At 61.0% G+C, this 22,413-nt stretch carries 25 protein-coding genes; 16 read left to right on the forward strand and 9 right to left on the reverse strand.

The genetic code is table 11. The annotated features are described in order from the left end of the window. Positions 1-149 precede the first annotated feature (149 nt). On the reverse strand, positions 150-1,031 hold the full coding sequence (locus tag EPK99_RS15970) for an SMP-30/gluconolactonase/LRE family protein (protein WP_128444058.1): 882 nt from the start codon (positions 1,029-1,031) through the stop codon (positions 150-152). A gap of 359 nt (positions 1,032-1,390) precedes the next feature. Here EPK99_RS15970 and EPK99_RS15975 point away from each other — a divergent pair, with 359 nt between their 5' ends. The 10 genes from EPK99_RS15975 to EPK99_RS16020 all read left to right on the forward strand — a co-directional run bounded on the left by EPK99_RS15975 (position 1,391) and on the right by EPK99_RS16020 (position 11,055). Beyond that, entirely contained in the window at positions 1,391-2,122 is a 732-nt protein-coding gene (locus EPK99_RS15975) for a helix-turn-helix transcriptional regulator (protein WP_128444059.1), read from the forward strand. A 346-nt stretch (positions 2,123-2,468) separates the two neighbouring features. Further along, complete coding sequence (locus tag EPK99_RS15980) at positions 2,469-3,635, forward strand: Mrp/NBP35 family ATP-binding protein (protein WP_128444060.1); 1,167 nt, start codon at positions 2,469-2,471, stop codon at positions 3,633-3,635. Between the two features lie 285 nt (positions 3,636-3,920). After that, positions 3,921-4,892 carry a magnesium transporter CorA family protein gene (locus EPK99_RS15985; protein WP_128444061.1) on the forward strand — a complete coding sequence of 324 codons (972 nt, stop codon included), beginning with the start codon at positions 3,921-3,923 and terminating at the stop codon, positions 4,890-4,892. A gap of 14 nt (positions 4,893-4,906) precedes the next feature. After that, entirely contained in the window at positions 4,907-6,808 is a 1,902-nt protein-coding gene (locus EPK99_RS15990; RefSeq protein WP_128444062.1) for a potassium transporter Kup, read from the forward strand. 176 nt (positions 6,809-6,984) lie between these two features. Next, complete coding sequence (locus tag EPK99_RS15995) at positions 6,985-8,139, forward strand: cell wall hydrolase (protein ID WP_425374211.1); 1,155 nt, start codon at positions 6,985-6,987, stop codon at positions 8,137-8,139. Between the two features lie 247 nt (positions 8,140-8,386). Continuing rightward, on the forward strand, positions 8,387-8,752 hold the full coding sequence (locus tag EPK99_RS16000) for an AtpZ/AtpI family protein (protein ID WP_128444064.1): 366 nt from the start codon (positions 8,387-8,389) through the stop codon (positions 8,750-8,752). 56 nt (positions 8,753-8,808) lie between these two features. Then, complete coding sequence (locus tag EPK99_RS16005; RefSeq protein ID WP_128444065.1) at positions 8,809-9,561, forward strand: F0F1 ATP synthase subunit A; 753 nt, start codon at positions 8,809-8,811, stop codon at positions 9,559-9,561. 67 nt (positions 9,562-9,628) lie between these two features. Beyond that, positions 9,629-9,856 (forward strand): F0F1 ATP synthase subunit C, encoded by a 228-nt coding sequence (locus tag EPK99_RS16010; protein ID WP_128444066.1) that lies wholly within the window; start codon positions 9,629-9,631, stop codon positions 9,854-9,856. Between the two features lie 76 nt (positions 9,857-9,932). Next, the gene (locus EPK99_RS16015) at positions 9,933-10,565 is read left to right on the forward strand and encodes a F0F1 ATP synthase subunit B (RefSeq protein WP_128444067.1); all 633 of its coding nucleotides are present in this window, start codon (positions 9,933-9,935) and stop codon (positions 10,563-10,565) included. A 4-nt stretch (positions 10,566-10,569) separates the two neighbouring features. Further along, the gene (locus tag EPK99_RS16020; protein ID WP_128444068.1) at positions 10,570-11,055 is read left to right on the forward strand and encodes a F0F1 ATP synthase subunit B; all 486 of its coding nucleotides are present in this window, start codon (positions 10,570-10,572) and stop codon (positions 11,053-11,055) included. 113 nt (positions 11,056-11,168) lie between these two features. Here EPK99_RS16020 and EPK99_RS16025 read toward each other — a convergent pair whose 3' ends face one another. Continuing rightward, on the reverse strand, positions 11,169-11,837 hold the full coding sequence (locus EPK99_RS16025; protein WP_128444069.1) for a ribonuclease HII: 669 nt from the start codon (positions 11,835-11,837) through the stop codon (positions 11,169-11,171). A gap of 189 nt (positions 11,838-12,026) precedes the next feature. After that, entirely contained in the window at positions 12,027-13,184 is a 1,158-nt protein-coding gene (locus EPK99_RS16030) for a PA0069 family radical SAM protein (RefSeq protein ID WP_128444070.1), read from the reverse strand. 127 nt (positions 13,185-13,311) lie between these two features. On the opposite strand from EPK99_RS16030, the gene EPK99_RS16035 reads away from it, so the two are divergent. Then, a complete protein-coding gene (locus EPK99_RS16035) occupies positions 13,312-13,827 on the forward strand; it encodes a glycosyltransferase (protein WP_128444253.1) in 516 nt (171 codons plus the stop codon). 7 nt (positions 13,828-13,834) lie between these two features. Here EPK99_RS16035 and moaB read toward each other — a convergent pair whose 3' ends face one another. The 4 genes from moaB to EPK99_RS16055 all read right to left on the reverse strand — a co-directional run bounded on the left by moaB (position 13,835) and on the right by EPK99_RS16055 (position 18,300). Beyond that, a complete protein-coding gene (gene moaB, locus EPK99_RS16040) occupies positions 13,835-14,383 on the reverse strand; it encodes a molybdenum cofactor biosynthesis protein B (protein WP_128444071.1) in 549 nt (182 codons plus the stop codon). Continuing rightward, positions 14,380-15,309, reverse strand: coding sequence for a 4-(cytidine 5'-diphospho)-2-C-methyl-D-erythritol kinase (locus EPK99_RS16045; RefSeq protein ID WP_128444072.1), 930 nt, complete (start codon positions 15,307-15,309; stop codon positions 14,380-14,382). The genes moaB and EPK99_RS16045 overlap by 4 nt, the downstream gene beginning before the upstream one ends. Continuing rightward, positions 15,309-17,144, reverse strand: a complete 1,836-nt coding sequence (locus EPK99_RS16050; protein WP_128444073.1) for a tetratricopeptide repeat protein — start codon at positions 17,142-17,144, stop codon at positions 15,309-15,311. Before EPK99_RS16050 ends, EPK99_RS16045 begins: the two co-directional genes overlap by 1 nt. Before the next feature lie 139 nt (positions 17,145-17,283). After that, on the reverse strand, positions 17,284-18,300 hold the full coding sequence (locus EPK99_RS16055; RefSeq protein ID WP_128444074.1) for a polyprenyl synthetase family protein: 1,017 nt from the start codon (positions 18,298-18,300) through the stop codon (positions 17,284-17,286). 99 nt (positions 18,301-18,399) lie between these two features. On the opposite strand from EPK99_RS16055, the gene EPK99_RS16060 reads away from it, so the two are divergent. The 4 genes from EPK99_RS16060 to EPK99_RS16075 all read left to right on the forward strand — a co-directional run bounded on the left by EPK99_RS16060 (position 18,400) and on the right by EPK99_RS16075 (position 20,598). Next, a complete protein-coding gene (locus tag EPK99_RS16060) occupies positions 18,400-18,621 on the forward strand; it encodes a putative signal transducing protein (protein ID WP_128444075.1) in 222 nt (73 codons plus the stop codon). Then, a complete protein-coding gene (locus EPK99_RS16065; protein WP_128444076.1) occupies positions 18,618-19,433 on the forward strand; it encodes a tRNA1(Val) (adenine(37)-N6)-methyltransferase in 816 nt (271 codons plus the stop codon). The genes EPK99_RS16060 and EPK99_RS16065 overlap by 4 nt, the downstream gene beginning before the upstream one ends. A 90-nt stretch (positions 19,434-19,523) precedes the next feature. Then, the gene (locus tag EPK99_RS16070; RefSeq protein ID WP_128444077.1) at positions 19,524-20,387 is read left to right on the forward strand and encodes a S49 family peptidase; all 864 of its coding nucleotides are present in this window, start codon (positions 19,524-19,526) and stop codon (positions 20,385-20,387) included. 19 nt (positions 20,388-20,406) lie between these two features. Then, a complete protein-coding gene (locus EPK99_RS16075) occupies positions 20,407-20,598 on the forward strand; it encodes a hypothetical protein (protein ID WP_128444078.1) in 192 nt (63 codons plus the stop codon). Positions 20,599-20,604: 6 nt separating this feature from the next. On the opposite strand, the gene EPK99_RS16080 is transcribed toward EPK99_RS16075, so the two are convergent. Further along, the gene (locus tag EPK99_RS16080) at positions 20,605-20,919 is read right to left on the reverse strand and encodes a type II toxin-antitoxin system RelE/ParE family toxin (RefSeq protein WP_128444079.1); all 315 of its coding nucleotides are present in this window, start codon (positions 20,917-20,919) and stop codon (positions 20,605-20,607) included. After that, complete coding sequence (locus EPK99_RS16085; RefSeq protein ID WP_128444080.1) at positions 20,909-21,208, reverse strand: hypothetical protein; 300 nt, start codon at positions 21,206-21,208, stop codon at positions 20,909-20,911. Before EPK99_RS16085 ends, EPK99_RS16080 begins: the two co-directional genes overlap by 11 nt. Positions 21,209-21,349: 141 nt before the next feature. Between EPK99_RS16085 and EPK99_RS16090 the strand changes: the two genes are divergently transcribed. Further along, a complete protein-coding gene (locus EPK99_RS16090) occupies positions 21,350-22,306 on the forward strand; it encodes a glycine--tRNA ligase subunit alpha (RefSeq protein ID WP_128444081.1) in 957 nt (318 codons plus the stop codon). Positions 22,307-22,413: the final 107 nt, after the last annotated feature.

Here is a 22,413-nt window from a genome sequence, read left to right on the forward strand (position 1 = left end):
TCGATTTTCCAGTCCGTGTGACCAGTATTTGCCGAGCCGTCTGAATAGGAAATGACCACGAGCACGAATGGTTCCGTCGCATAATGCTGTTATTTTAGGCAAATGCAGCGGAACATCGGCAATTTTCTGTAGGTTTTGGCTCCTACGCGTCAAAGCATATAGTGTGGCTCATCCTGGCCCCGGATAGGCACAGACAGGCTGAAGACGACGCCTGCGAGAGGATCTGCAGCCCTGGCCGCCTCGTCCAACCCTTCCCGTGCCGAAGTCACCGCGATCCTGCCTTCGCCGATGAACACCGGGCAGGTAGTCTGCTTGGCCGGAAGACGATAGCGGGCGAGATGTTCGCCGGTCGGGCTGTAGCAATCCACCGCACCTTGCCCCCAGCGCGCATTCCAGATTTTGCCTTCGCTGTCGCAGATGGAGCCGTCGATCCCACCCGGCTGTCCCGCCTGGTCCACGAACACTTCGGCTTCGCCTTGCGGCAGTCCGGTGGCGGGATCCAGCGCCACCCGCATCATCCGGTTCACTTTCGTATCGACAAAATAGCCGGTCGCCCCGTCGGGCGAGAAGCAGATGGAATTGGGAATGCCGACCTCGCGGAAAAGAGGTGTCACGGCACCTTTCGCCACGTGGTAGATCGCCCCCGCCGCTGCTTCCCCGGTCTTGCTCATCGTGCCGATCCACAGACTGCCGGAGGGGTGCACCCGCCCGTCGTTCGAGCGGTTGCCCGGCTTGTCCGGTTCTAGCTCGCAGTGAAGGGAGAGTTCGCCCGTCGCGCGATCGCGAATGAAAAGACCCTTTTCACTGGCGATAAGCTGACGCTCGGCATCGATGCGGGCGACGACGCTCGCCATGAAGGGCAGTGCATGGCTCGTATGGTGATTCGTCGCCAGCTCGAGTTCATGGAGGATCTTGCCGACGATATCGAACCACCACAACGTGCCGGTTGCGGCCTCGAAACTTGGGCCTTCGCCCAGTTCGCACAACAAAGGCGACAGAACGGCGCCGCTGAATTCATGGGTCGTCGTCATTCAGAATTCTCCTCATTCATAGTGCCAGCCTCTGTAGAGGATCGGTGGGTCCATGTCGAAGTCTTGGAGACGCAAGGGAAGTGCTTCGAACACTTACCCCCTTATAAAACAGTGAACCGACGAACCGGACGATTTACAAATCCGAGCGAATGTCGTCATCATTGGTGCAGCCGTCCAGTGAAACGATTTCAGCCCGTTTTTATAATCTGCATCAGACATAACATCGAATTGCAACCAGACGCGCAAAGCGCGAAAGACTGTAGCAAGCCTCAGCTATTACTGGCTATTTGGCGTGGCGATCCAACCAGTGGTCGATTGGTCCGTTCATACAACGGCTGGTCCGAACGAAGAAGTAGAAGATGTCCAACACCCTGAAAACCCGCGACTCCTTTATCCTCGATGGGGATATTGGCGAGATCGCCAAGCTCGGCACCCAGTTCGACGTCATACGCTTCATGAAGCGCGTCACCGATTTCTACGGCGCGCGCAGCTTCATGGTCCTCAACCTGCCGCCGACCACCTCCCGGGAATTGTCCGCCAATACCATCATCACCAATTGGCCGGCTGAATTCATGTCGCTGTTCGATAAGGAAGGTCTGATGCAGACGAGCCTCGTCTTCAGCAGGCTGCGGCGCTCGACCACGCCCTTTGCTTTCGATATCGATGCCCTCAGCGCCGAACATGTCTTGCCGCAAGTGCGGGAAATATTCCTCCGGTTCGAAATCGTGCGTGGCGCTTATTTCCCGGTCCACGATATATCGGGCGCGCGGGGTGCCGTGTCCTGGGCGGGTCCGTCTGCCATGTTCACCCATCAGCAGATGATGGAGTTGATGTATATTTCCGTTCACGTTTTCCAGCGCCTTGCGGAAATCCGCAACCTGGAGGTTCGTCCGACGGATGTGTTGAGCGAACGCGAGATCGATTGCCTCAACTGGACATCGGCCGGCAAGACCAGCGCTGAGATCGCCGAGATTCTCGGGCTCTCGGAACACACGGTCAATCACTACCTCAATCGGGCAGCCCGAAAGCTCGACAGCGTCAACCGCACCCAGGCCGTTGCGAAGGCGCTACGGATGGGCTTCATCAAGTAATACAGCCTCAAAATTAGGCGGATCCATCAATAGCGCGCCGTAACACTGGCACTCTGATGAGCAGAGGGGCCAGCTTTATCTCTGCAAACGGCTGCAAATACTCCCATCCAGGTGGAGATGATCGAAAAACGCGACTTGGCACACTTCCTGCTTCTGGAAGAACATGTCCAGAGGGGACTAAAAGCGTCCCAAGAGACGCGCCAAAGAAAAGCCGCCACTCCATGAGCGCCTGAAGGCTGCCATGAGGGTGGCGGCTTTATTCTTGCTTGCTCCAGCACAATACAAGTTCCTATATACCGCGCAGAATGAGAGGCGTAGCCCACTGGCTCCGCCGAGGGAGCTTGGCATGGCAGACGTCACGAAAGATCAGGTGATACAGGCTCTGACGAAGATCCGCGGGCCTGACCTGCAGGGCGACATCGTCTCGCTCGGCGTGGTCTCCGACGTGTTCATTTCCGACGGCAAAGTCTATTTTTCGCTGACCGTGCCTGCGGACCGCGCCACGGAACTGGAGCCTCTTCGGATCGCCGCCGAAAAGACGGTCAAGTCCATCCCGGGCGTCAAGGGTGCGCTGGTCACACTGACAGCCGACAGAAAGGCGGGCACTGCGCCCGCGCCACGTCCTCAACCGCAAGCCCCAGCCAGCCACAGCCATAATCACAGCCCAGGTCACGCTCACCCGCATCCGCCGCAAGCGCAGGGGCGCGAGAAGATCGGCGTGCCCGGCATCGGCGCCATCATCGCGGTCGCGTCGGGCAAGGGCGGCGTCGGCAAGTCCACCACAGCGGTCAATCTTGCGCTCGGCCTGCAGGCGAACGGGTTGCGTGTCGGCATTCTCGATGCGGATATTTACGGCCCCTCCGTTCCGCGCCTCCTCAAGATCTCCGGACGTCCGCAGCAGATCGAAAACCGCATCATCAAGCCCATGGAGAATTACGGCCTGAAAGCCATGTCCATGGGGTTTCTGGTCGATGAGGAAACCGCGATGATCTGGCGCGGGCCGATGGTCCAATCCGCCCTGATACAGATGTTGCGGGAAGTGGCCTGGGGAGACCTGGACGTGCTGATCGTCGATATGCCGCCAGGCACCGGCGATGTGCAGCTGACCATGGCGCAGCAGGTTCCGCTGGCCGGCGCCGTCATCGTCTCCACGCCCCAGGATCTGGCGCTTATCGATGCCCGCAAGGGGATCGCCATGTTCCGCAAGGTCGAGGTGCCGCTGCTCGGCATCATCGAGAATATGAGCTATTTCCTCGCACCCGACACCGGCACGCGCTACGATATCTTCGGCCATGGCGGTGCGCGAGACGAGGCGGCGCGGATTGGCGTCCCCTTCCTGGGCGAAGTGCCGCTCACGATCGATATCCGGGAACGGTCCGATGCCGGCACTCCCGTTGTCGTCTCGGATCCGGAAAGCCCGACGGCGCTCATCTACAGGGATATGGCGGCAAAGCTTTGGGCCGAGCTCGGTGGCCGGGTAAAGCGCGAGGCCCCGGCGATCGTCTTCGATTGACGCTGGGACAAGCCATTTGGCTTTCCTTCGCCTTCGGGCATGAAATTCCCAAGCAAATCCAGCGACAACTTCAAGCCGCACAATAGATTTCGGCAAGCTTCTTGAATATCGCTGGCGCCGGGTCCATGGTGCGGCGTCATTGGGGAATTCGATGCAGCGCTTGATTTTGGATATAGCTGCCTTTATAGGCGCGGGCCGCCGGGGGCAGTCTTGCGTGCGCGATAGCTCGCGAGCCATATGCCTTAGTCCCCTTCAAGGCCGATCCACTTCGGTCGGAGACCAAGATTGATCAATGCCTATAGCGCCAATGGCTCGTTGAAGACGCTCGCGCCTGCTGACGCTTTGCGCCAACTTTCGCCGGATGTGGTCTGGATCGATCTTCTCGAACCGACCTCCCGTGAAGATTCCTATGTCGAAGGCCTTTTGGGCGTGCCGATCCCCACGCGCGAGGACATGAAAGATATAGAGCCTTCCAGCCGTCTTTATATAGAGGGAGGGTCGGTCTTCATGACTGCTTCGCTGGTCGCGGGTGCCGACGGCCCCAATCCGGGCTTGACGGATGTCGCCTTCATCCTGACCGGCAACCGTCTCGTAACCGTCCGCTATGCGAGCCCGAAGAGCTTCCGGTTGTTCATTGACGCCTTTGGGCGGGCGAATGAAACGATGGATCATGCCACGACGCTGCTGGCGAGGCTCCTCGAAACCATTGCCGATCGCACCGCCGAAATCCTGGAACAGGCCGCCGACGGCATAGACAAGATGTCGACCGACATTTTCCTCAATCGCGGCAAGCGCCGCCCGCCACAGTTCCTCGAGGGCAAGCTGGCCGAGATCGCCCAGTTTCATCGTCTCGTCGGCAAGGTGCGTGATAGCTTGAACTCTCTGTCCCGGCTTCTGACCTTTCTCAGCAATACGCCGTCGATGTGCCAGAGCCAGACGGATGATACTCTGTGCCGCACCGTTGCCCATGACATCGAGACGCTTTCCGAACATGCGACATTCGTTGCCGGCAATATAGCCTTCCTGCTGGACGCCTCGCTGGGGCTGATCAATGTCGAGCAGAACGCAATTATCAAGATCTTTTCCATCGCATCGGTGGTGTTCTTGCCGCCGACCCTCGTCGCCTCCATCTATGGTATGAATTTCCAATTCATGCCCGAACTGGGATGGCAGCTTGGTTACCCGCTGGCCATTCTCGGCATGCTGTTGTCCGCCATCATCCCCTTTTTCTTTTTCCGTTGGAAAGGCTGGCTCTGAAGCCAGATCCCCATATGGGTCATCCCGCTGAACATCACGCTGCAGAAAAGACGAAAGTTCAGGGCCTGTTTTCCCTGGCTCTCGGATCGGTCGGTGTCGTCTACGGCGACATCGGCACCAGCCCGCTGTATGCCTTTCGTGAAGCCCTGAAGCCGGTCGCGCGCGACGGCGTCACGGAAGCGGAAGTCATCGGCCTCATCTCGCTGATGATCTGGACGCTGACGATCATCGTCACCTTCAAATATGTCCTCTTCCTGCTGCGCGCAGACAATGACGGCGAAGGCGGAACGCTGTCGTTGCTGGCACTTCTGACCAAGGGCGCAAGCGGCCAGCGGGCCATGCTGATGTTTCTGGGCCTCGTCGGCGCAGCGCTCTTTCTGGGCGACGCGATGATCACCCCGGCGCTGTCGGTGATGTCGGCCGTGGAAGGCCTGAAGCTGGTGGCGCCCTCCCTGCAAAGCGCGGTCCTGCCCGTGTCGGTCGGCATTTTGATTGCGCTCTTTGCCATCCAGTCCAAGGGCACCGGTCCGCTTGCCCGCTTCTTCGGACCCATCACTGCCGTGTGGTTCGTCGTGCTGGGTGCCGGAGGCGTCGCGCATCTCTTTGACGACCTCAGCATTCTGGCGGCCTTCAATCCCTGGTATGCGATCCAGTTCATGCTGCGCGAAGGTTTCGTCGGGATCGTCGTGCTCGGTGCGGTCTTCCTGACCGTTACCGGCGCAGAAGCACTTTACGCCGATCTCGGCCATTTCGGCCGCCGCCCCATCCAGTGGGCATGGTTCACGCTGGTCTTCCCAGCGCTGACCCTCAACTATCTCGGTCAGGGCGCGCTGGTGCTGAAGCGTCCGGAAGCCATGTCCGATCCCTTCTACCTCATGTTTCCGGAATGGGCGCTGCTGCCCATGGTTATCCTCGCTACCGCAGCGACCATCATCGCCAGCCAGGCGGTGATTACCGGTGCCTTCTCGCTGGTGCGTCAGGCGATCCATCTCGGCTACCTGCCGCGCATGCAGATCCTGTTTACATCCGAAACCAATACCGGGCAGATCTTCCTGCCGAGCGTCAACACCGTGCTGCTGGTGGGTGTCATCGCGCTCGTCCTCGGCTTCGAAAGCTCGGATGCGCTGGCGACAGCCTACGGCATCTCCGTGACCGGCGCCATGGTGGTGACCACGCTGATGGCCTTCGAATTCGTCCGGATCAGATGGCGCTGGCCGCAAAGTCTAGCCATCGCAGCCCTTGCACCGCTGCTGGCGCTCGAAGTCGTCTTCCTGGGCGCCAACCTGCTGAAGATCCACGACGGCGGCTGGGTGCCGGTGATGATGGCGATCATCTTCACCATCGTCATGTGGACCTGGCGCCGAGGTGCGGGCATCCTGTTCGAGAAGACCCGCCGGATCGACGTGCCGCTTGGCACCTTCATTCCCATGGTGGAAAAGAAGAGCGACCACGCGCCCGTGTCCGTACCGGGTATCGCCATCTTCCTGACCGGCGATCCGGAAACGGCGCCGGCAGCGCTTCTCCACAACATCAAGCACAACCACGTCCTGCACGAGAAGAACGTGATCCTGACGATCACCACGGTCAACAAGCCGCGCGTGTCGCTGGAGCAGCGCTTCCGTATCGAAAAGATCTCCGACCGCTTCACGGTGATCGAGCTGCGCTTCGGCTTCATGCAGTCGCACAACGTCTCGCAGGCGCTGGCCTATCTGCGCAAGACCGGCTTCAAGTTCGACATCATGTCCACCTCCTTCTATCTCGGGCGGCGCAAGCTCGTTCCGGATGCGGCCTCGGGCATGCCCATGTGGCAGGACAAGCTGTTCATCGCCATGGCCAATGCCGCGACCGATCCGTCGGACTATTTCCACTTGCCTGCCAATCGGGTCGTGGAACTGGGGTCGCATGTCATCATCTGAGGGCGGAGGGTCTCCGCTTGGCCCCCCGCCGCGCTGACGTTTATGTGAATATGCTGAAATAGAGTGCCGCACGGGCCGTTCAGCATGGCTGCGTTAACCGCTCATCAAGGTTAATGATTCATCTTCACCGGGTCGATTTGCCCTGTGGAGTAACCAGTTTGCGTACGAAGCGTCTTGTGCGCCGCAAGTCCTCGTCCCGCTGGGATGGATGGATTTCCCCGGCTGTTTTCGGCCTGGCCTCCTGGCTGATATTCCCCTCCGTGCCGGCCCAGGGCGATCTCGCCGATCTCTTTACCGGCCTTGGCAGCGGCACAGAGCAGTGGCGCATGGTGCTGACCAACTCGCCAGCCGGCTCCATCCATACCGCCTCCCTGTCTTTCCCGGGCGGGGGAGGAGCCTTTGGCAGCGATGCGGGCGTTGCGCTTCCCGATGGCCGCAAGCTCGCGCTGTCCGGTGAAGACAAGCCGCAGGACGGGACGCCGGACGAAGACCGCGTCACCCGCACGAACAAGAAGGGCCGTATCGTCGCGGTCGAGCGCATGCAGCCGCCCAAGGCATTTTCCGCCGGTTCTGTTTTGCAGCGGTCGAGCGCGCTCACCGCGCCTGCCGAACAGCGCGAGGACATGACCGCCTTCGTCAAGGCCGGCCAGGACGAGCAGCCGGTGGAACTGGCCGCCTTCTACTTCCGCAAGGACGAGGCGGAGCCGGGCACCGAACTGCCGCCGGTGATTGCGAGCCTCGTCACCAATAATCAGGCCGATGTGCTGGCGACCGCCTATGCGTCCGCAAGGCCGGATTTTTCCAAGGACTCGCCCTTCGATGCCATCCTTAAGGACAAGCCGAAGGCCGGTCGGTTCATTCCGCCGATCGGCCCGGAGGACCACGCCTGGGCGGCCTCGCCCCTGCCGCCGCTGGTGTTTTCTGCGCAGGAACAGCAATGCCTCTCGTCCGGCATCTATTTTGAGGCGCGGGGCGAATCGGTCAAGGGACAGGCCGCCGTGGCGCAGGTCATACTCAACCGCGTCCGCAATCCGTCCTACCCTAAGACCATCTGTGACGTCGTCTACCAGAACGAAGACTGGCGCAACCGCTGCCAGTTCTCCTTCGCCTGCGACAATATTCAGGATCGCATCCGCTCCCAGGAGCACTGGGACATGGCGCGCGAAGTGGCCATGGCCGTAACCGCCGGCAAGATCTGGCTTCCGGAAGTGGGCTCTGCCACGCACTACCACGCCGTCTATGTCCGGCCGGCCTGGGCGAAGACCATGAAGAAGGTCGGCCGCATCGGCCTGCACGTCTTCTACCGTACCTATGGTGGTGGTTGGAGCTGAAGCCCGCCGGAAAGCCGGCCCGATTCCCGCGTAAGTTTTGCGCTATCGGCCGGCGCCCACTTCTAACCGATTGAAAAATGTGTGTTAATTTCCTCTGAATGAACCATGCGCGATGCCTTGACTATAAGGGCTCTCAAAACTATGTTGCGCGCGACTTGAAAACCGGGCGGAAGGCGCGAAATCCCTCGCTGGCTGCGTTGAAGCGGCTAGCCGGCACCGAAGGGGAAGGCCGAGGGGGAGGACGCAAATGACGGACAACCGGGAAGATGGTCTGGAAGAGCGCCGCAAGCGCCTGTCTGCCGACTTGGCGGCAAGGCGCGTGGAGGACGCGGCAGAGGCGAAGAGGGACGCGCAATCTGAAGAAAGCCGAAGGGGCGTGGCCTTGGGCTTCAAGATTTCCTCCGAGTTCATTGCCGCGGTCGCAGTGGGTGCGGTTCTGGGCTATCTGCTAGGGCTTGTATGGCCGGCCTCAAAGCCGTGGGGGTTGATCATCTTTCTCCTGCTTGGTTTCTGTGCCGGGGTTCTGAACGTCCTTCGGGCCGTCGGCATGGTGGCAGCGCCGCCCAGCCTGACGGGCGAAACGAATAAGAATGGGAAAAAGGACGGCCGTTAAGCCGTTCTCCTGAAGTGATTGGTGTCGCCGAGGCGGCGAAGGATAAGAGGTAGACGGTGGCAAACGATCCGATCCATCAGTTTCAGATCAGCAAGATCGTTCCGATCGAAATCGGCGGCCTCGATTTCTCTTTCACCAACGCATCGCTGTTCATGGTCGCCACGGTGGCTTGTGCCGCCGGCTTCCTCTATTTCGCGACCTCGCAGCGCAGTCTGATACCCGGCCGCGGCCAGTCCGTCGCCGAAATGTCTTATGAATTCATTGCCAACATGCTGCGCGAAGGCGCCGGCAGCGGCGGCATGAAATTCTTCCCGCTCGTCTTTTCGCTGTTCATGTTCGTGCTGACCGCGAACCTGCTCGGCATGTTCCCCTATTTCTATACGATCACCAGCCAGATCATCGTAACCTTCGCGCTTGCGGTTCTGGTGATCGGCACGGTTCTCGTCTACGGTTTCTACAAGCATGGCCTGCACTTCCTGCAGCTGTTCGTGCCGAGCGGCGTTCCGGGCGCGCTTCTGCCGCTGGTCGTCACCATCGAAATCATCTCCTTCCTGTCCCGTCCGGTCTCGTTGTCGGTTCGTCTTTTCGCGAACATGCTGGCCGGTCACATCACGCTCAAGGTGTTCGCGGGCTTCGTTGCCTCGCTTGGAGCCCTTGGCGCGCTCGGCATTGGCGGCGCAGTCCTGCCACTACTCATGACGGTCGCCCTGACCGGTCTCGAATTCCTCGTCGCCTTCCTCCAGGCCTATGTCTTTGCGGTGCTGACTTGCATGTACCTCAATGATGCAGTCCATCCCGGCGGGCACTAAGGATAACCACATTGGCGTCCTGAGGCGTCAGTCATCAGCCGCAACAACCATTTCGAAGGAGTTTCTCATGGAAGCGGAAGCAGCAAAGTACATCGGTGCAGGCCTGGCTTGCTTTGGCATGGCCGGCACGGCTCTGGGCCTTGGCAATATCTTCGGCAGCTACCTGTCGGGCGCTCTGCGCAACCCGTCTGCCGCTGACAGCCAGTTCGGCCGTCTGGTATTCGGTTTCGCCGTTACGGAAGCTCTGGGCATCTTCTCGCTGCTCATCGCGCTCCTGCTGCTTTACGCAGTCTGAGCCATAACCGGCATCGGGATCACGGCGTCCTCAAGGGCGTCGTGATCTTTCGTATTGAATACACCTGGAGGTGATGATGTTGGTGACCTCGGCATATGCGCAGACCGCGCCGGCCGCTCCTGAGACTCCTGCAGCACCGGCAGGAGATTCGCATGCCGCGCCGGCAGGCGAAACGCATACCGAAACCGGCGCCGCCCATGGCGCAGAGCATGGTGGTACGTTCCCGCCCTTCGACGCGACTTATTATCCGTCGATGCTGCTTTGGCTCGTCATCACCTTCGGTCTCTTCTACATCCTCATCAAGAACGTCATCGTTCCCCGCGTTGGCGGCATTATCGAGAACCGTCAGAGCCGTATCGCTCAGGATCTCGACGAAGCCGGCCGCCTGAAGGCGGAAGCCGACGCTGCCGTGGCTACCTATGAACGCGAGCTGGCTGCGGCTCGGGCAAAGTCCCACACCATTGCCGAGACCGCTCGCGAAGCTGCCAAGGCGAAGGCCGTTGCGGATCGCAATGCCATCGAAGCAGAACTTGCTGCGAAGCTTGCCTCTGCCGAAAGCCGCATCGGCGAGATCAAGGCCCAGGCGTTTGCAGAGGTCGGCCAGATCGCCGAAGAAACTGCATCGTCGATCGTCGATCTTCTGATCGGCGGCAAGGCAACCAACGACGACATCAAGGCTGCAGTCGCGGCCGCGAAGACGGGAGCCTGATCCCATGGCATTCGACGCAACATTTTTCGCTCTGGTCGGCCTCATTCTCTTCTTCATCCTGATCGCCTATCTCAAGGTTCCAGGCATGATGGCGAAGTCGCTGGACGAGCGTGCCGACAACATCCGCGAGGAACTCGCAGAGGCCAAGCGCCTCCGGGAGGAAGCGCAGATCCTGCTCGGTGAATATCAGCGCAAGCGCAAGGAAGCGGAAGCAGACGCCGCGCAGATCCTGGCCGCCGCAGAGCGTGAGGCGGCTGCCCTGACCGAGGAAGCACGGCAGAAGACGGAGGAATTCGTCGCCCGCCGCAATGCGCTCTCCGAGCAGAAGATCCGTCAGGCGGAAGCCGACGCAATTTCGGCCGTTCGCTCCGCCGCAGTCGATCTTGCCATCGCAGCAGCCGAACGCGTTATCGCCGCGAAGGCCGATGGCTCGACCCAGGACGCGCTGTTCAAGGACGGCGTCGGCAAGGTTCAGGCTCGCCTGAACTGAGTCCAGCCAAACAAGCCAAGAGAATTCCGAAGCCGGGCCAAAAGCCCGGCTTTTTGCATATTGGGATTTGGTGAAGGCGAAGGAGCGCGGCCTGACCAATAGGCCACCAGGCTTCAACTCTCGGCCGGCGCGTCCTTGCGCAACGGCCTAAAGCTCATGCGGTGCAGGCGGCAAGGACCGTGCGCCTCGATGCCGGCCCGATGCTGCGGCGTGCCGTAGCCGGCATGGTTGGCAAAACCGTAAACCGGGAAAACTTGATGGGCGCGTGTCATCATCCGATCACGGGTCACCTTGGCGATGATGGAAGCGGCGGCGATCGAGACGGAACGGGCATCGCCCTGAATGACGGCCTTGCCGGCACAGCAAAGCCCTTCCGGCACGTCGCGTCCATCGCAAAGAACATAGGATGGCGTCAGGCTCAAGCCTGCAACGGCGCGGCGCATGGCATCGAGGCTTGCCCGCAGGATATTCCGTTCATCGATATGGCGAGGGCTGGACGCAGCGATCGAGACCTCCGCTGTCGCCATGATGGCTTCAAACAAGACTTCCCGCTGGTTGGCGGTGAGCTGCTTGGAATCGTTCAGGCCGGGTGGGATATTGTTCGGATCGAGAATGACGGCTGCCGCCACGACCGGACCCGCCAATGGGCCGCGGCCTGCTTCGTCCGTCCCCGCAACCGGCCAGTGCCCTGCCTGTCGCGCCAGAAGTTCCAGACTGAAATCGGGAAGCAGCGGCGCGTCTTCAAAAAGCATCGGAGTATCGGGCGGTGTGCGAAGCAACATGGTGGCAACCTCGCACACCGGCCCGATCTCCTGCAACCCCGGAAAGCGGTTGCGGCGCCGCTATCCACCGCAAGGCCTCGGGGGCGGGTGCGGTAGCTCCGGGGTATTTCCGGCACGAGACGGAGGCGAACCGCGTGCCGAAATCAAATTGTGCGACGGGTTCCACCCGCGGCCGAACACCGAATTCGTTCAGAGAAGGGAGAGCTGAATCCCTCCACCATTCGGCCGGATGAAAAGATCGTCGCGAAGCGGCAGGCCGCGCTTCACCATGCCGAGCCTCTTGGTGGCCATTTCGAATCGGCGGCTGATCTGCCAGGCATAGGGTCCGGCGCCCTTCATCCGCTTGCCGAATTCCGCGTCGTAATCCTTGCCGCCGCGCATGGAGCGCACCAGCGACATGACGTGCCGGTAGCGGTTGGGATAATTCTGCAGCAGCCAGTCGCGGAACAGCGGGCTGACCTCCAGCGGCAGTCGCAGAAGTACATAACTCGCCTCAGTGGCTCCGGCGGCATGCCCGGCATCGAGAATGCGTTCGATCTCGTGGTCGTTGAGCGCCGGAACAATGGGCGCCACCATCACGGCGGTCGGGATGCCGGCATCCGTGAGCGCCTTGATCGCTTCAAGCCGTTTGGTCGGCGTCGAGGCCCGTGGTTCCATGCTGCGGGCGAGCTTTCGGTCGAGCGTCGTCACCGAAATGCCCACCTTTGCCAGCCCCTTGGCCGCCATCTCCGACAGGATGTCGATGTCGCGGGTGATCAGCGCCGACTTGGTGACGATGGCGACCGGATGATTGGCCTTTTGCAGCACTTCGAGGATCTGGCGCATGATGCGCCATTCCCGCTCGATCGGCTGATATGGGTCCGTATTGGTGCCGATCGCAATCGCCCGCACCTTGTAGTCCGCCTTGCTCAGCTCCCGTTCCAGCAGTTTCGGCACGTCCGGCTTGGCAAACAGTTTGGCTTCAAAGTCGAGGCCCGGTGAAAGCCCCATGAAACTGTGGGTCGGGCGGGCAAAGCAATAGATGCAGCCATGCTCGCATCCCCGATACGGGTTTATGGAACGGTCGAAAGGGAGATCGGGCGATTCGTTGCGGGTGATGGCTGTCTTCGGCTTCTCCACCTGCACTTCGGTCTTGAACGGCTCCAAGTCTTCGAGACTCTGCCAGCCATCATCGAATGCCTCGCGCCGCTCCTCCTCGAAACGCCCGCTCGGATTGAGGCCCGCGCCACGCCCGCGCCGTCGATCCGCATCGATCCGCAATCCCGACGCGGTGACCAGAGCGTCGGCAATATCTGGCGTATGAGCAGGCGCAAATGCGACCTGCCGCAAACGGGACAGCTCTATCATGGGGTACTCCTGCGGGAAAACTCCCGTTTCGTCACTCAATAGCTAACGCACAAAAGAGAACAATGCAAGAACAAAACACTCAAAGCTTTTCTGGCAAGGGAGCAGCTTGTGCGATAAACGTTGGAACATGCTGACAGTGTTGATGGAATGCCGCAATCAGGAGTCGGAGCTTGTTCAGACGCTCTCGATCCTCGTATCAGCCGCCGTAGAGGGTCTGGTGAGCGACGTTTTCGTCCTTGATAACGGCTCGACCGATGGCTCATCGCGGGTCGCCGATGCTGCCGGCTGCCATTTCCATACGAACTGGAACCTCAAGGACGTAGCGCAGGCTGCGCGCGGGCAGTGGCTGCTTCTGATAGAGCCGGGTGCGCGCCTGCAGTCGGGCTGGATCGAAGAAGTCATGGAATTCATCGCGCTGAACAAGCGGGCGGCCCGGTTTGCGCCCTCGCGGACTTATCGCCGGCCCTTCTTCAAGCGAATCGGCCGCAATGTGCCGCCGCTGGAATACGGCCTGCTTATCCCCAAGCCACAGGTGCTTGCGCTTGCACAATCGGGGATGAATCTCGAAGGCTTGGCAAAAGGGCAGAAGGCGGCAAGCCTGGTCAGCGAGATGATCCCGGCCTGGGTTGCGAAATCGCGATAGGGCTTTTTCAGCCCTTGCCGCGCCGCAGGTGTTCATCGAGCCTCGGCATGATCTCGATAAAATTACAGGGCATGTGGCGATAGTCGAGCTGTGCCTTGATAATGGCGTCCCAAGCATCCTTGCAGGCGCCGGGCGATCCCGGCAGCACGAAGATGAAGGTGGCATTGGCAACGCCGCCCGTGGCGCGCGACTGGATCGTCGAAGTGCCGATCTTGTCGTAGGAAATGCGGTGAAACACTTCGGAAAACCCGTCCATGCGCTTTTCGAACAGGGGCTCCAGCGCCTCCGGCGTCACGTCGCGGCCGGTAAATCCGGTCCCGCCGGTGGTGATGACCACGTCTATCTCCGGGTCGAGCGTCCATGCGCGAACCTGGCTGGCGATCTCCTGCCTGTCGTCGGGCACGATGGCGCGGGCTTTCAGCATGTGCCCGGCTTCGGTTATCCGACCCGCCAGCGTGTCCCCGGATTTGTCGTCCGCCAGGCTGCGGGTATCGGAAACGGTCAGTACCGCAATGCCGACGGGAATGAAGGGGCGGTTTTCGTCGATCCGGTTCATGAGGATGTCCCGCTTTTGTGGCCGGCTGTCTGCACGGCCTGAAAATACCAGTCCGGTTTCCGGCGCTGCAGAGCGCTTGCCGCGCCACGAGCCGTGTCCATCGTCTCGAACAGGCCGAAACAGGTGGCGCCGGACCCGGTCATTCTCGTCAGCAACGCGTCTTCGGCATCCAGCATTGCCGAAACCTGGGCAATTTCCGGCACCAGCGAGCGGGCGGGGGGTTCGAGATCGTTCCGCAGCATTCCCAGAAAATCCACCCAATCGCCTTCGCCCTTCGGCCCGATCGGGGGATTGTTCTTGCGCTCCAGCCGGCGGAAGATCTGCGGCGTGCTGACGCCGACCAGAGGATTTGCAAGAACCAGTGCAAGCGAAGGGAAATCCGGCAGCAGGGTCACATCCTCGCCGATCCCACGCACGAGCATCGGCTCGCTCCTCAGGCACATGGGAACGTCCGCACCAAGCTCCAGCGCCAGGCGGTCCAGTTCCGGCGCGGAAACCTCGACATCCCACAGACGCAGCAGCCCGCGCAGAGCAGCGGCGGCATCCGCAGAACCGCCACCTATTCCGGCCGCGACAGGCAGGTTCTTTTCAAGGTGTATGGCAACCGGCGGAGCGGCCAGACCCTGGTCCTGCAAAAGGCTGCGCAAACGGTCGCGCGCCTTCAGCACGAGGTTGTCCGCATGTTTGCCGGAGCCGGTGCTGAGGGCAGGGGCAAAGCGCCCCGAAAAGCTGAAACGGTCCCGCTCCGCCGGCGCGAAGTCGAGGCGGTCGCCATGGTCCGCGAAGGTCACGATGCTCTCGAGCAGATGATACCCATCCGCCCGGCGCCCCACCACATGCAGGGCTAGATTGATCTTGGCAGGCGCCAATTCGAAAAGACCCGCCATAGTGGCGGGTCTCGTATTGTCGTCGAGCTGCGAGAGCATCAGGACTTCTTGTCGGGATTTTCCGGAGCCGGCGCCACCGGCGGCACGGGGGCCGGCTCGCTGCGGTCGGCCGTCGTCGCGTTCGGATCGATCGGCGGCAGGCCGTTGGCGATCTTCTCCTTGACGTGTTCGCGGTTGATATCCTCGCCTTCCGAGATCAACGCCCGGTTCCACTGGTAGACGGCTTCGAGCTTGCGGCCCACCCGCCAGTATCCGTCGCCGAGATGGTCGTTGATCGTCGCATCGCCGGCCCGGAGCTGGACGGCCCGTTCCAACTCGGTCACGGCCTCATCGAACTTGCCCATCCGGAAGTAGGCCCAACCCAGCGAGTCCACGATGTAGCCGTCGTCCGGCTTAGCATCGACGGCCTTCTTGATCATGCCAAGGCCTTCGTCGAGATTGATATTCATGTCGACCAGCGAATAGCCGAGATAGTTCAGCACCTGCGCCTGCTCGGGGTTGAGTTCCAGCGCCTTGCGGAAGCTCGGCTCGGCCTTGTCCCACTGCTTCAGCCGCTCATAGGCGATGCCGCGCTGGAAGAAGACGGTCCAGTCGCCTGGCCGCGGCACGGGGCCGATCACCTCGATGGCCTTGTCGTAATTCTCCGCCATGGCCTTGTAGTCCTTGGCCTCGGACAAGACGCTGCCATAGGCGATATAGCTGCGGATATCGGCCGGATCGGAGTCGATCAGCGCCTTCAGGTGCTGTTTTGCTTCGTCGGTCTTGCCCGTGTCGGACAGCGTGACGCCGAGCTGCAGCTCGGAGATCCGCCGCATCGGCGAATCAGCCGGCACCTGTTTGTAGAGGGCGATGGCGCGATCCGACTTTTCGAGCTTTTCGGCAATGCCGCCGAGCATGATCAGCGTGTCGGCGCTGTTGGGGTCCAGCGCATGCGAGATTTCGAGATAGAGGGCAACCATGTCCTCTGCGCCCTGGCGGTTCAGCGCGCCGCCGATCGAAAACAGCACGCCGGCTGCGCCTTGGGCGGCAGTCGTCACCTGCTGGGCGGGCTTCTCGCCCTTTTCAATGCTCTGGCGAAGCGCCTTGAGCGGGGCGTAATTATTGACCTGCTCGTCGCCGACGGAGATCGTATCGAGCGCTTTCTGCTTGTTGCCGGCCGCAGCTTCGAGCCGGGCAAGCGCCATGACCGCGCGCATGAAGGTATCGGGAGCGGTCGCCACCGCATCGCGGTTGGTCACCGCGTTGTTGAGGTACTGGCGTGCCGTGTTGAGGTCGCCGGCCACCAGGGCCATGGAGCCGATATGGTAGTCGGTAAAGACCTTGAACCAGTCCGGGCCCTTGAGGTTGGTGATGGTGGAGATCGCCTGCTTGCTCTTGCCGCCGCCGACCTGCGCCCAGGCGCCGAGCAGCTGATGGGTCAGCTTGTCGAGGTCGTTAGGGCCGTCATAGGCAAGGATCTTGCGCGCCGTGTCGAACTTGCCGCCGCGAATGGCATCGAGCCCGCGCACGATGCGGGTGATGCGCTCCACCGCTGCATCGTCCTTCAGCGCCTGCGCTTCCTTCAGGCCCTCATCGAAGTTCCCGTTGAGGAACAGCGAAATCATCAGCCGTTCGCGGATCTGCAGATTGGCCGGCTCAAACGTCAAAGCCTTGCGGTAAAGCTGGATCGCGTTCACGTAATCATGATCGACATCTGCCGTCCGGGCAGCCAGAAACGCGCCCGAAAACGACCTGGCATCGCTGGAATCGAAAGTGACGGCGTCTTCAGCTGCCGGCTTGGGCACGGCCGTCGCGGCATAGCCCGACCCGCTGAACAGCAGGATGGTTGCCAGCGCTACGCCGGAGCGCAGAAGAAGCCCGGGTTTCTGCTGCATAAAATAAGGCCTTTCATAAGAGCGTAATTCGGATGCAGCCCAAGGCCGCCCGATCTTCAGGCGATTCATTCACGATAGAATGGCTTTTTTGAAGCAGGATCGCAAGGATTGTCGCCCTTGCGTCAGCTTCCGTGATGCGTCAGTTCACCCGCTGGATGGAAAAGTCGATGACCTCCAGAAGTGCTGCCTTCATCGGCGTATGAGGCAGCGGCGCCAGTGCGTCGCGCGCGATCGTGCCATAGTGTAGTGCCCGCCCGATCGTGTCGTTCAACGCGCCGTATTTGTTGATCAGCCCCAGCGCCTTTTCCAGATTGTCGTCGCTGCTGTCGCCTTTCTCGATCGCCTCGCGCCAAAAGGCGCGCTCGTCCTGAGTACCGCGTCGGTAGGCGAGGATGACGGGGAGGGTGATCTTGCCTTCGCGGAAATCGTCGCCGACATTCTTGCCGAGATCGGCAGCCTTGCCGCCATAGTCGAGCGCGTCGTCCACCAGCTGAAAGGCCAGCCCCAGGTTCATGCCGTAGGAGCGCAGCGCGGAGCGCCCGCCCTTGTCGGCATTGGCGATGATCGGACCCACTTCCGCGGCTGCGGCAAACAGGGCGGCGGTCTTGGCGCGAATGACGGAGAGGTAATCGTCCTCGGTCGTTTCCATGTTCTTGGCGACCGAAAGCTGCAGCACTTCGCCTTCGGCGATCACGGAAGCGGCGGTCGACAGCACGTCGAGCGCTTCCAGCGACCCGACATCCACCATCATCCGGAACGCCTGACCGAGCAGGAAATCGCCCACCAGCACGCTCGCCTGGTTGCCCCAGATCATCCGCGCGGTGGATCTGCCGCGGCGCAGATCGCTCTCGTCCACCACGTCGTCGTGAAGAAGGGTCGCCGTGTGCATGAACTCGACGCTTGTCGCCAGCTTCACATGTCCGTCGCCCTGATAGCCGAACAGCGAGGCCGAGGCCAAAGTCAGCATGGGGCGCAGCCGCTTGCCGCCGGAGGAAATCAGATGATTGGCCACTTCCGGGATCATCTGCACGTCGGAGCCGGCCCGGGACAGGATCAGCTGGTTTACGCGGTCCATGTCGCCCCTGGTGAGGTCGACCAGCGGCTTCACCGATGCCGGTTTGTTTTTGCCTTCTTCAAGCGGTATGACGACGCCCAATGATCAGGCCTCCCTGTGAATTCTTTCGCAGAACAATAGAAAGAGCGACATAGGGCGGCAAGCGCTAATCACGCGGAATTCACTGGGGGTTTAAGGCACATGCAGGAAATTATCCGCACCAACGACGTCGTGACCCTGTCGGTCGCCGAAAGCCTGATGCGGGATGCCGGCATTCACTGCATGATCGCCGATCAGTCTATGAGCGTGTTGGAGGGCTCGCTCGGGCTCCTGCAGCGCCGCTTTCTGGTGGAAGACGACCGCGCAGACGAGGCACGCCGCATTCTCAAGGATGCAGGCCTTGAAGCGGAGCTGAAATCGTGACTGAAGGCGACGCAGACGAGCCGGCAAGTCCGGGCTCTTTTACCGTCGATGCCTTCCACAGGGGGCGTTTCCACATTGTCCAACCCAAGGGCGAGGGCCATCGCTCCGGCGTCGATGCCATGCTGCTGGCTTCTCTGGTCGATGCCGCCGGACCTGTCAGCGTAGCCGATCTCGGATCGGGAGCCGGTGCGGCGGGTCTGGCGGTCGCGGCAAGGCTGCCCGATGCGCGTGTTCTGCTTGTCGAGAAATTTTCCGCAATGGCGGACTATGCCCGCCGTTCGGTAGCGCTCGCGGAAAACGCCTTCCTCGCCGGGCGTGTGGAGGTGTTGGAAGCGGACGTGGCGCTGACCGGCAAGGCGAGGCTGGACGCAGGGCTGCAGGACGAAATCCACGACCACGTGATTATGAACCCGCCCTTCAACCACGGTCGTGACCGCCGCACGCCGGATGCCTTGAAGGCCGAGGCGCATGCCATGACGGACGGCCTGTTCGAGAGCTGGGTCCGCACCGCGGGCGCCATCATGAAGCCGGGCGGCCAGTTGTCTCTGATCGCAAGGCCGGAGTCGATTGCCGAGATCATCAAGGCCTGCGGCAAGCGGTTCGGGGGCCTTGAGATCACCGTCGTACATCCGCGCATCGGTGCCGATGCGATCCGCATTCTGGTCACGGCGATCAAGGGTTCCAGGGCGCGCCTCGCGTTACGCTCGCCGCTTTTCGTGCATGGGGAGAACGGCCACGCCTTTTCTTCTGTCGTGGACGACCTCAACAATGGCCGCGCCGCCTATGGCCGGGTCAAGCGTCCCAAAGCCTGAAGGCATTCGGTTTTTTGCCGCTGCGCCATTGTGTTCCTCAGCCAGCTACATACATCACGGATGCTGTCACACTTGCAAACGGGATAGAAGATGGGTTTTCTGACGCGCCTGATGCCGAAGCGGTTCCGCAAAAAGGGGACCGTCATTCCCGTCGTCCGGCTTCACGGCACGATCATGGCGGGCGGGAGCCAGTTCAAGCCGGCGCTCAATATCGCCGGCGTCGCACCCATGCTGGAGAAAGCCTTCGCCAAAAAGGATAGCCCGGTGGTCGCCATTTCCATCAATTCTCCCGGCGGTTCTCCCGTCCAGTCGCGGTTGATCTTCCAGCGCATTCGGGCGCTTGCGGAAGAAAAGGACAAGAAGGTCCTGATCTTCGTGGAAGATGTCGCAGCTTCCGGCGGCTACATGATAGCCCTGGCCGGCGACGAGATCTTTGCCGATCCCACCTCCATCGTGGGCTCGATCGGCGTCGTCTCCGGCGGCTTCGGTTTCCCGGAACTCCTGCGCAAGATGGGCGTCGAGCGCCGCGTCTACACCGCGGGCGAAAACAAGGTCATCCTTGATCCCTTCCAGCCGGAAAAGGAAGGCGATGTCGAATATCTGAAGACGCTGCAGCTGGAGATCCACAAGGTCTTCATCGAGATGGTGAAGATGCGCCGGGGCGAGCGGCTGGCCGACGAAGCGACGATCTTCTCCGGCCTGTTCTGGACCGGCATGCGCGGTGTCGATCTCGGACTGATCGATGGGCTGGGCGAGATGCGCGACGTGCTCAAGCGCCGCTTCGGCAAGGATACGCGGCTGGAGCTGATCGGCGGCAGCCGCAGCCTTTTCGGCCGGCGCATACCCGGCGTTCTATCCTCTTCCGCTTCGCTGGGCGAAATGGCCGCAGGCGCGGTTGGAGGTCTTGCGGAAGGCCTCGAGGAAAAGGCATTGTGGAGCCGCTACGGGCTCTGATGACCTGACGAGGGGGATAATGGCGCAGCTCATCTTTATGATCGTCGTGATTTACGGCGGCTGGATGCTTTACAAACGCTTCATCAAGGATGCCGAGCGCCTGTCGGCCCGCAATCGGCGGCAGCAGCAGGAGCGCCAGACCGGCGCCGTCGGCACGTTGGAAAAAGACCCTGTGACGGGCGAGTATCGGGTAAAGCGCGACGAGGAGTGAGCTCGTTTAAACGCGTGCTTTGACCCGCGACATCCAGTCCGAGCCGGCATAGCTTACGCAGATGATGAAGACGACACCGGTCTCGTCATCGACAGTGAAGCACAGCACGGCTTTATCCGCTGCGGGAATGGCTCGAAGGCCTGGCAGGATATCGTCGCGCGTAGAGCCAATCTTTGGGAAATCGACCAAGCTGTTCAGCGCGTCCTCGATGGCGTCGATCTTGTTGAGAGCCAAGGAATAACCTGCATATTCACCTATCAGGGTCGTGATGTCTGAAAGGTCATCGCGAACCAGCGGATGCCGGATGACCTTATAAGCCATTCTTCTCCTCTTCGATCTTCCTGTATATCCGCTCCTTTAGTTCGGCAAACATTGTGTCATTGTCCATCGGTATCCACTGATCCTTGGGCAATTCCATCCGCCGGCGGATTTCGTCGCCCATGCGGGTCACGGAATCATTCTGCTCCGGCGTCAGATGGTCGGCGCGCAGGAGTTCATCGATGCCCGCCTCGACCACCTTTTCGACCGACGGAAACTGCCCGTCTTCAACCAGCCGTTCCGCGCGGCGCAGATATGGGTCTGACAGCGTAATCGTGTTCTTGATGTTCATGGCGAGCCTCCAAGTCGAACCATAATATCATGGATCATCCCGGTCGTGCGACTCCATGATCCGCAAACGCATAAATCCTTGACCCTTCCGCCCTCGCGTGGCACTCGTCCGCATCCTGCAACAACCGGCAAACGCATTCCGATGACCGATCTGCCTGACCACATGTCCCCGAAGCGCTCTTTCCAGGGCCTCATCCTGACGCTCCACAATTACTGGGCGGATAAGGGATGTGCCGTGCTGCAGCCTTACGACATGGAAGTCGGCGCCGGCACCTTCCATCCGGCCACGACCTTGCGCGCGCTGGGGCCGAAGCCGTGGAAGGCTGCCTATGTCCAGCCATCGCGCCGTCCGTCCGACGGACGCTATGGCGAGAACCCGAACCGGCTGCAGCATTACTATCAGTACCAGGTCATTCTGAAGCCCAATCCGCCGAACCTGCAGGAGCTTTATCTCGGCTCTCTGGAGGCGATCGGTCTCGACCCGCTTCTCCACGATGTCAGATTTGTCGAAGACGACTGGGAAAGCCCGACGCTCGGCGCCTGGGGCCTCGGTTGGGAGTGCTGGTGCGACGGCATGGAAGTGTCGCAGTTCACTTATTTCCAGCAGGTCTGCGGCATCGAGGTTTCGCCGGTCGCTGGCGAACTGACCTATGGTCTCGAGCGCCTCGCCATGTATGTGCAGGGCGTCGACAACGTCTACGACCTCAACTTCAACGGTCGCGAGGGCGAAGAGAAGATTTCCTACGGGGATGTATTCCTGCAGGCCGAGCAGGAATATTCACGGCACAATTTCGAGTATGCCAATACGGAGATTCTGCATCGGCACTTCATCGATGCGGAACAGGAGTGCCAGGCGCTTCTGGCAGCCGGAGCGCCGGGCGACAAGGCCAATCACATGCTCCACAAATGCGTCTTCCCCGCATACGACCAGTGCATCAAGGCGTCCCACGTCTTCAATTTGCTGGATGCCCGCGGGGTGATCTCGGTCACCGAGCGGCAGAGCTATATCCTGCGGGTGCGCACGCTGGCCAAGGCCTGCGGCGAGGCGTTTCTTCTGACGGATGCCGGTGGCGCCAACCTCAGGAGCCAAGCCGCCTGACGGCCATCCGCCTGTTAAGCATCATGCGTGCTAACCCACCGATTTCCGGTGACATTCTGCTTTGTCCACAATAATGTCTCCGCCAAATCGAGGCATCATCCGGGGGC

This window comes from Neorhizobium lilium (assembly GCF_004053875.1).
GTDB lineage: Bacteria > Pseudomonadota > Alphaproteobacteria > Rhizobiales > Rhizobiaceae > Neorhizobium > Neorhizobium lilii.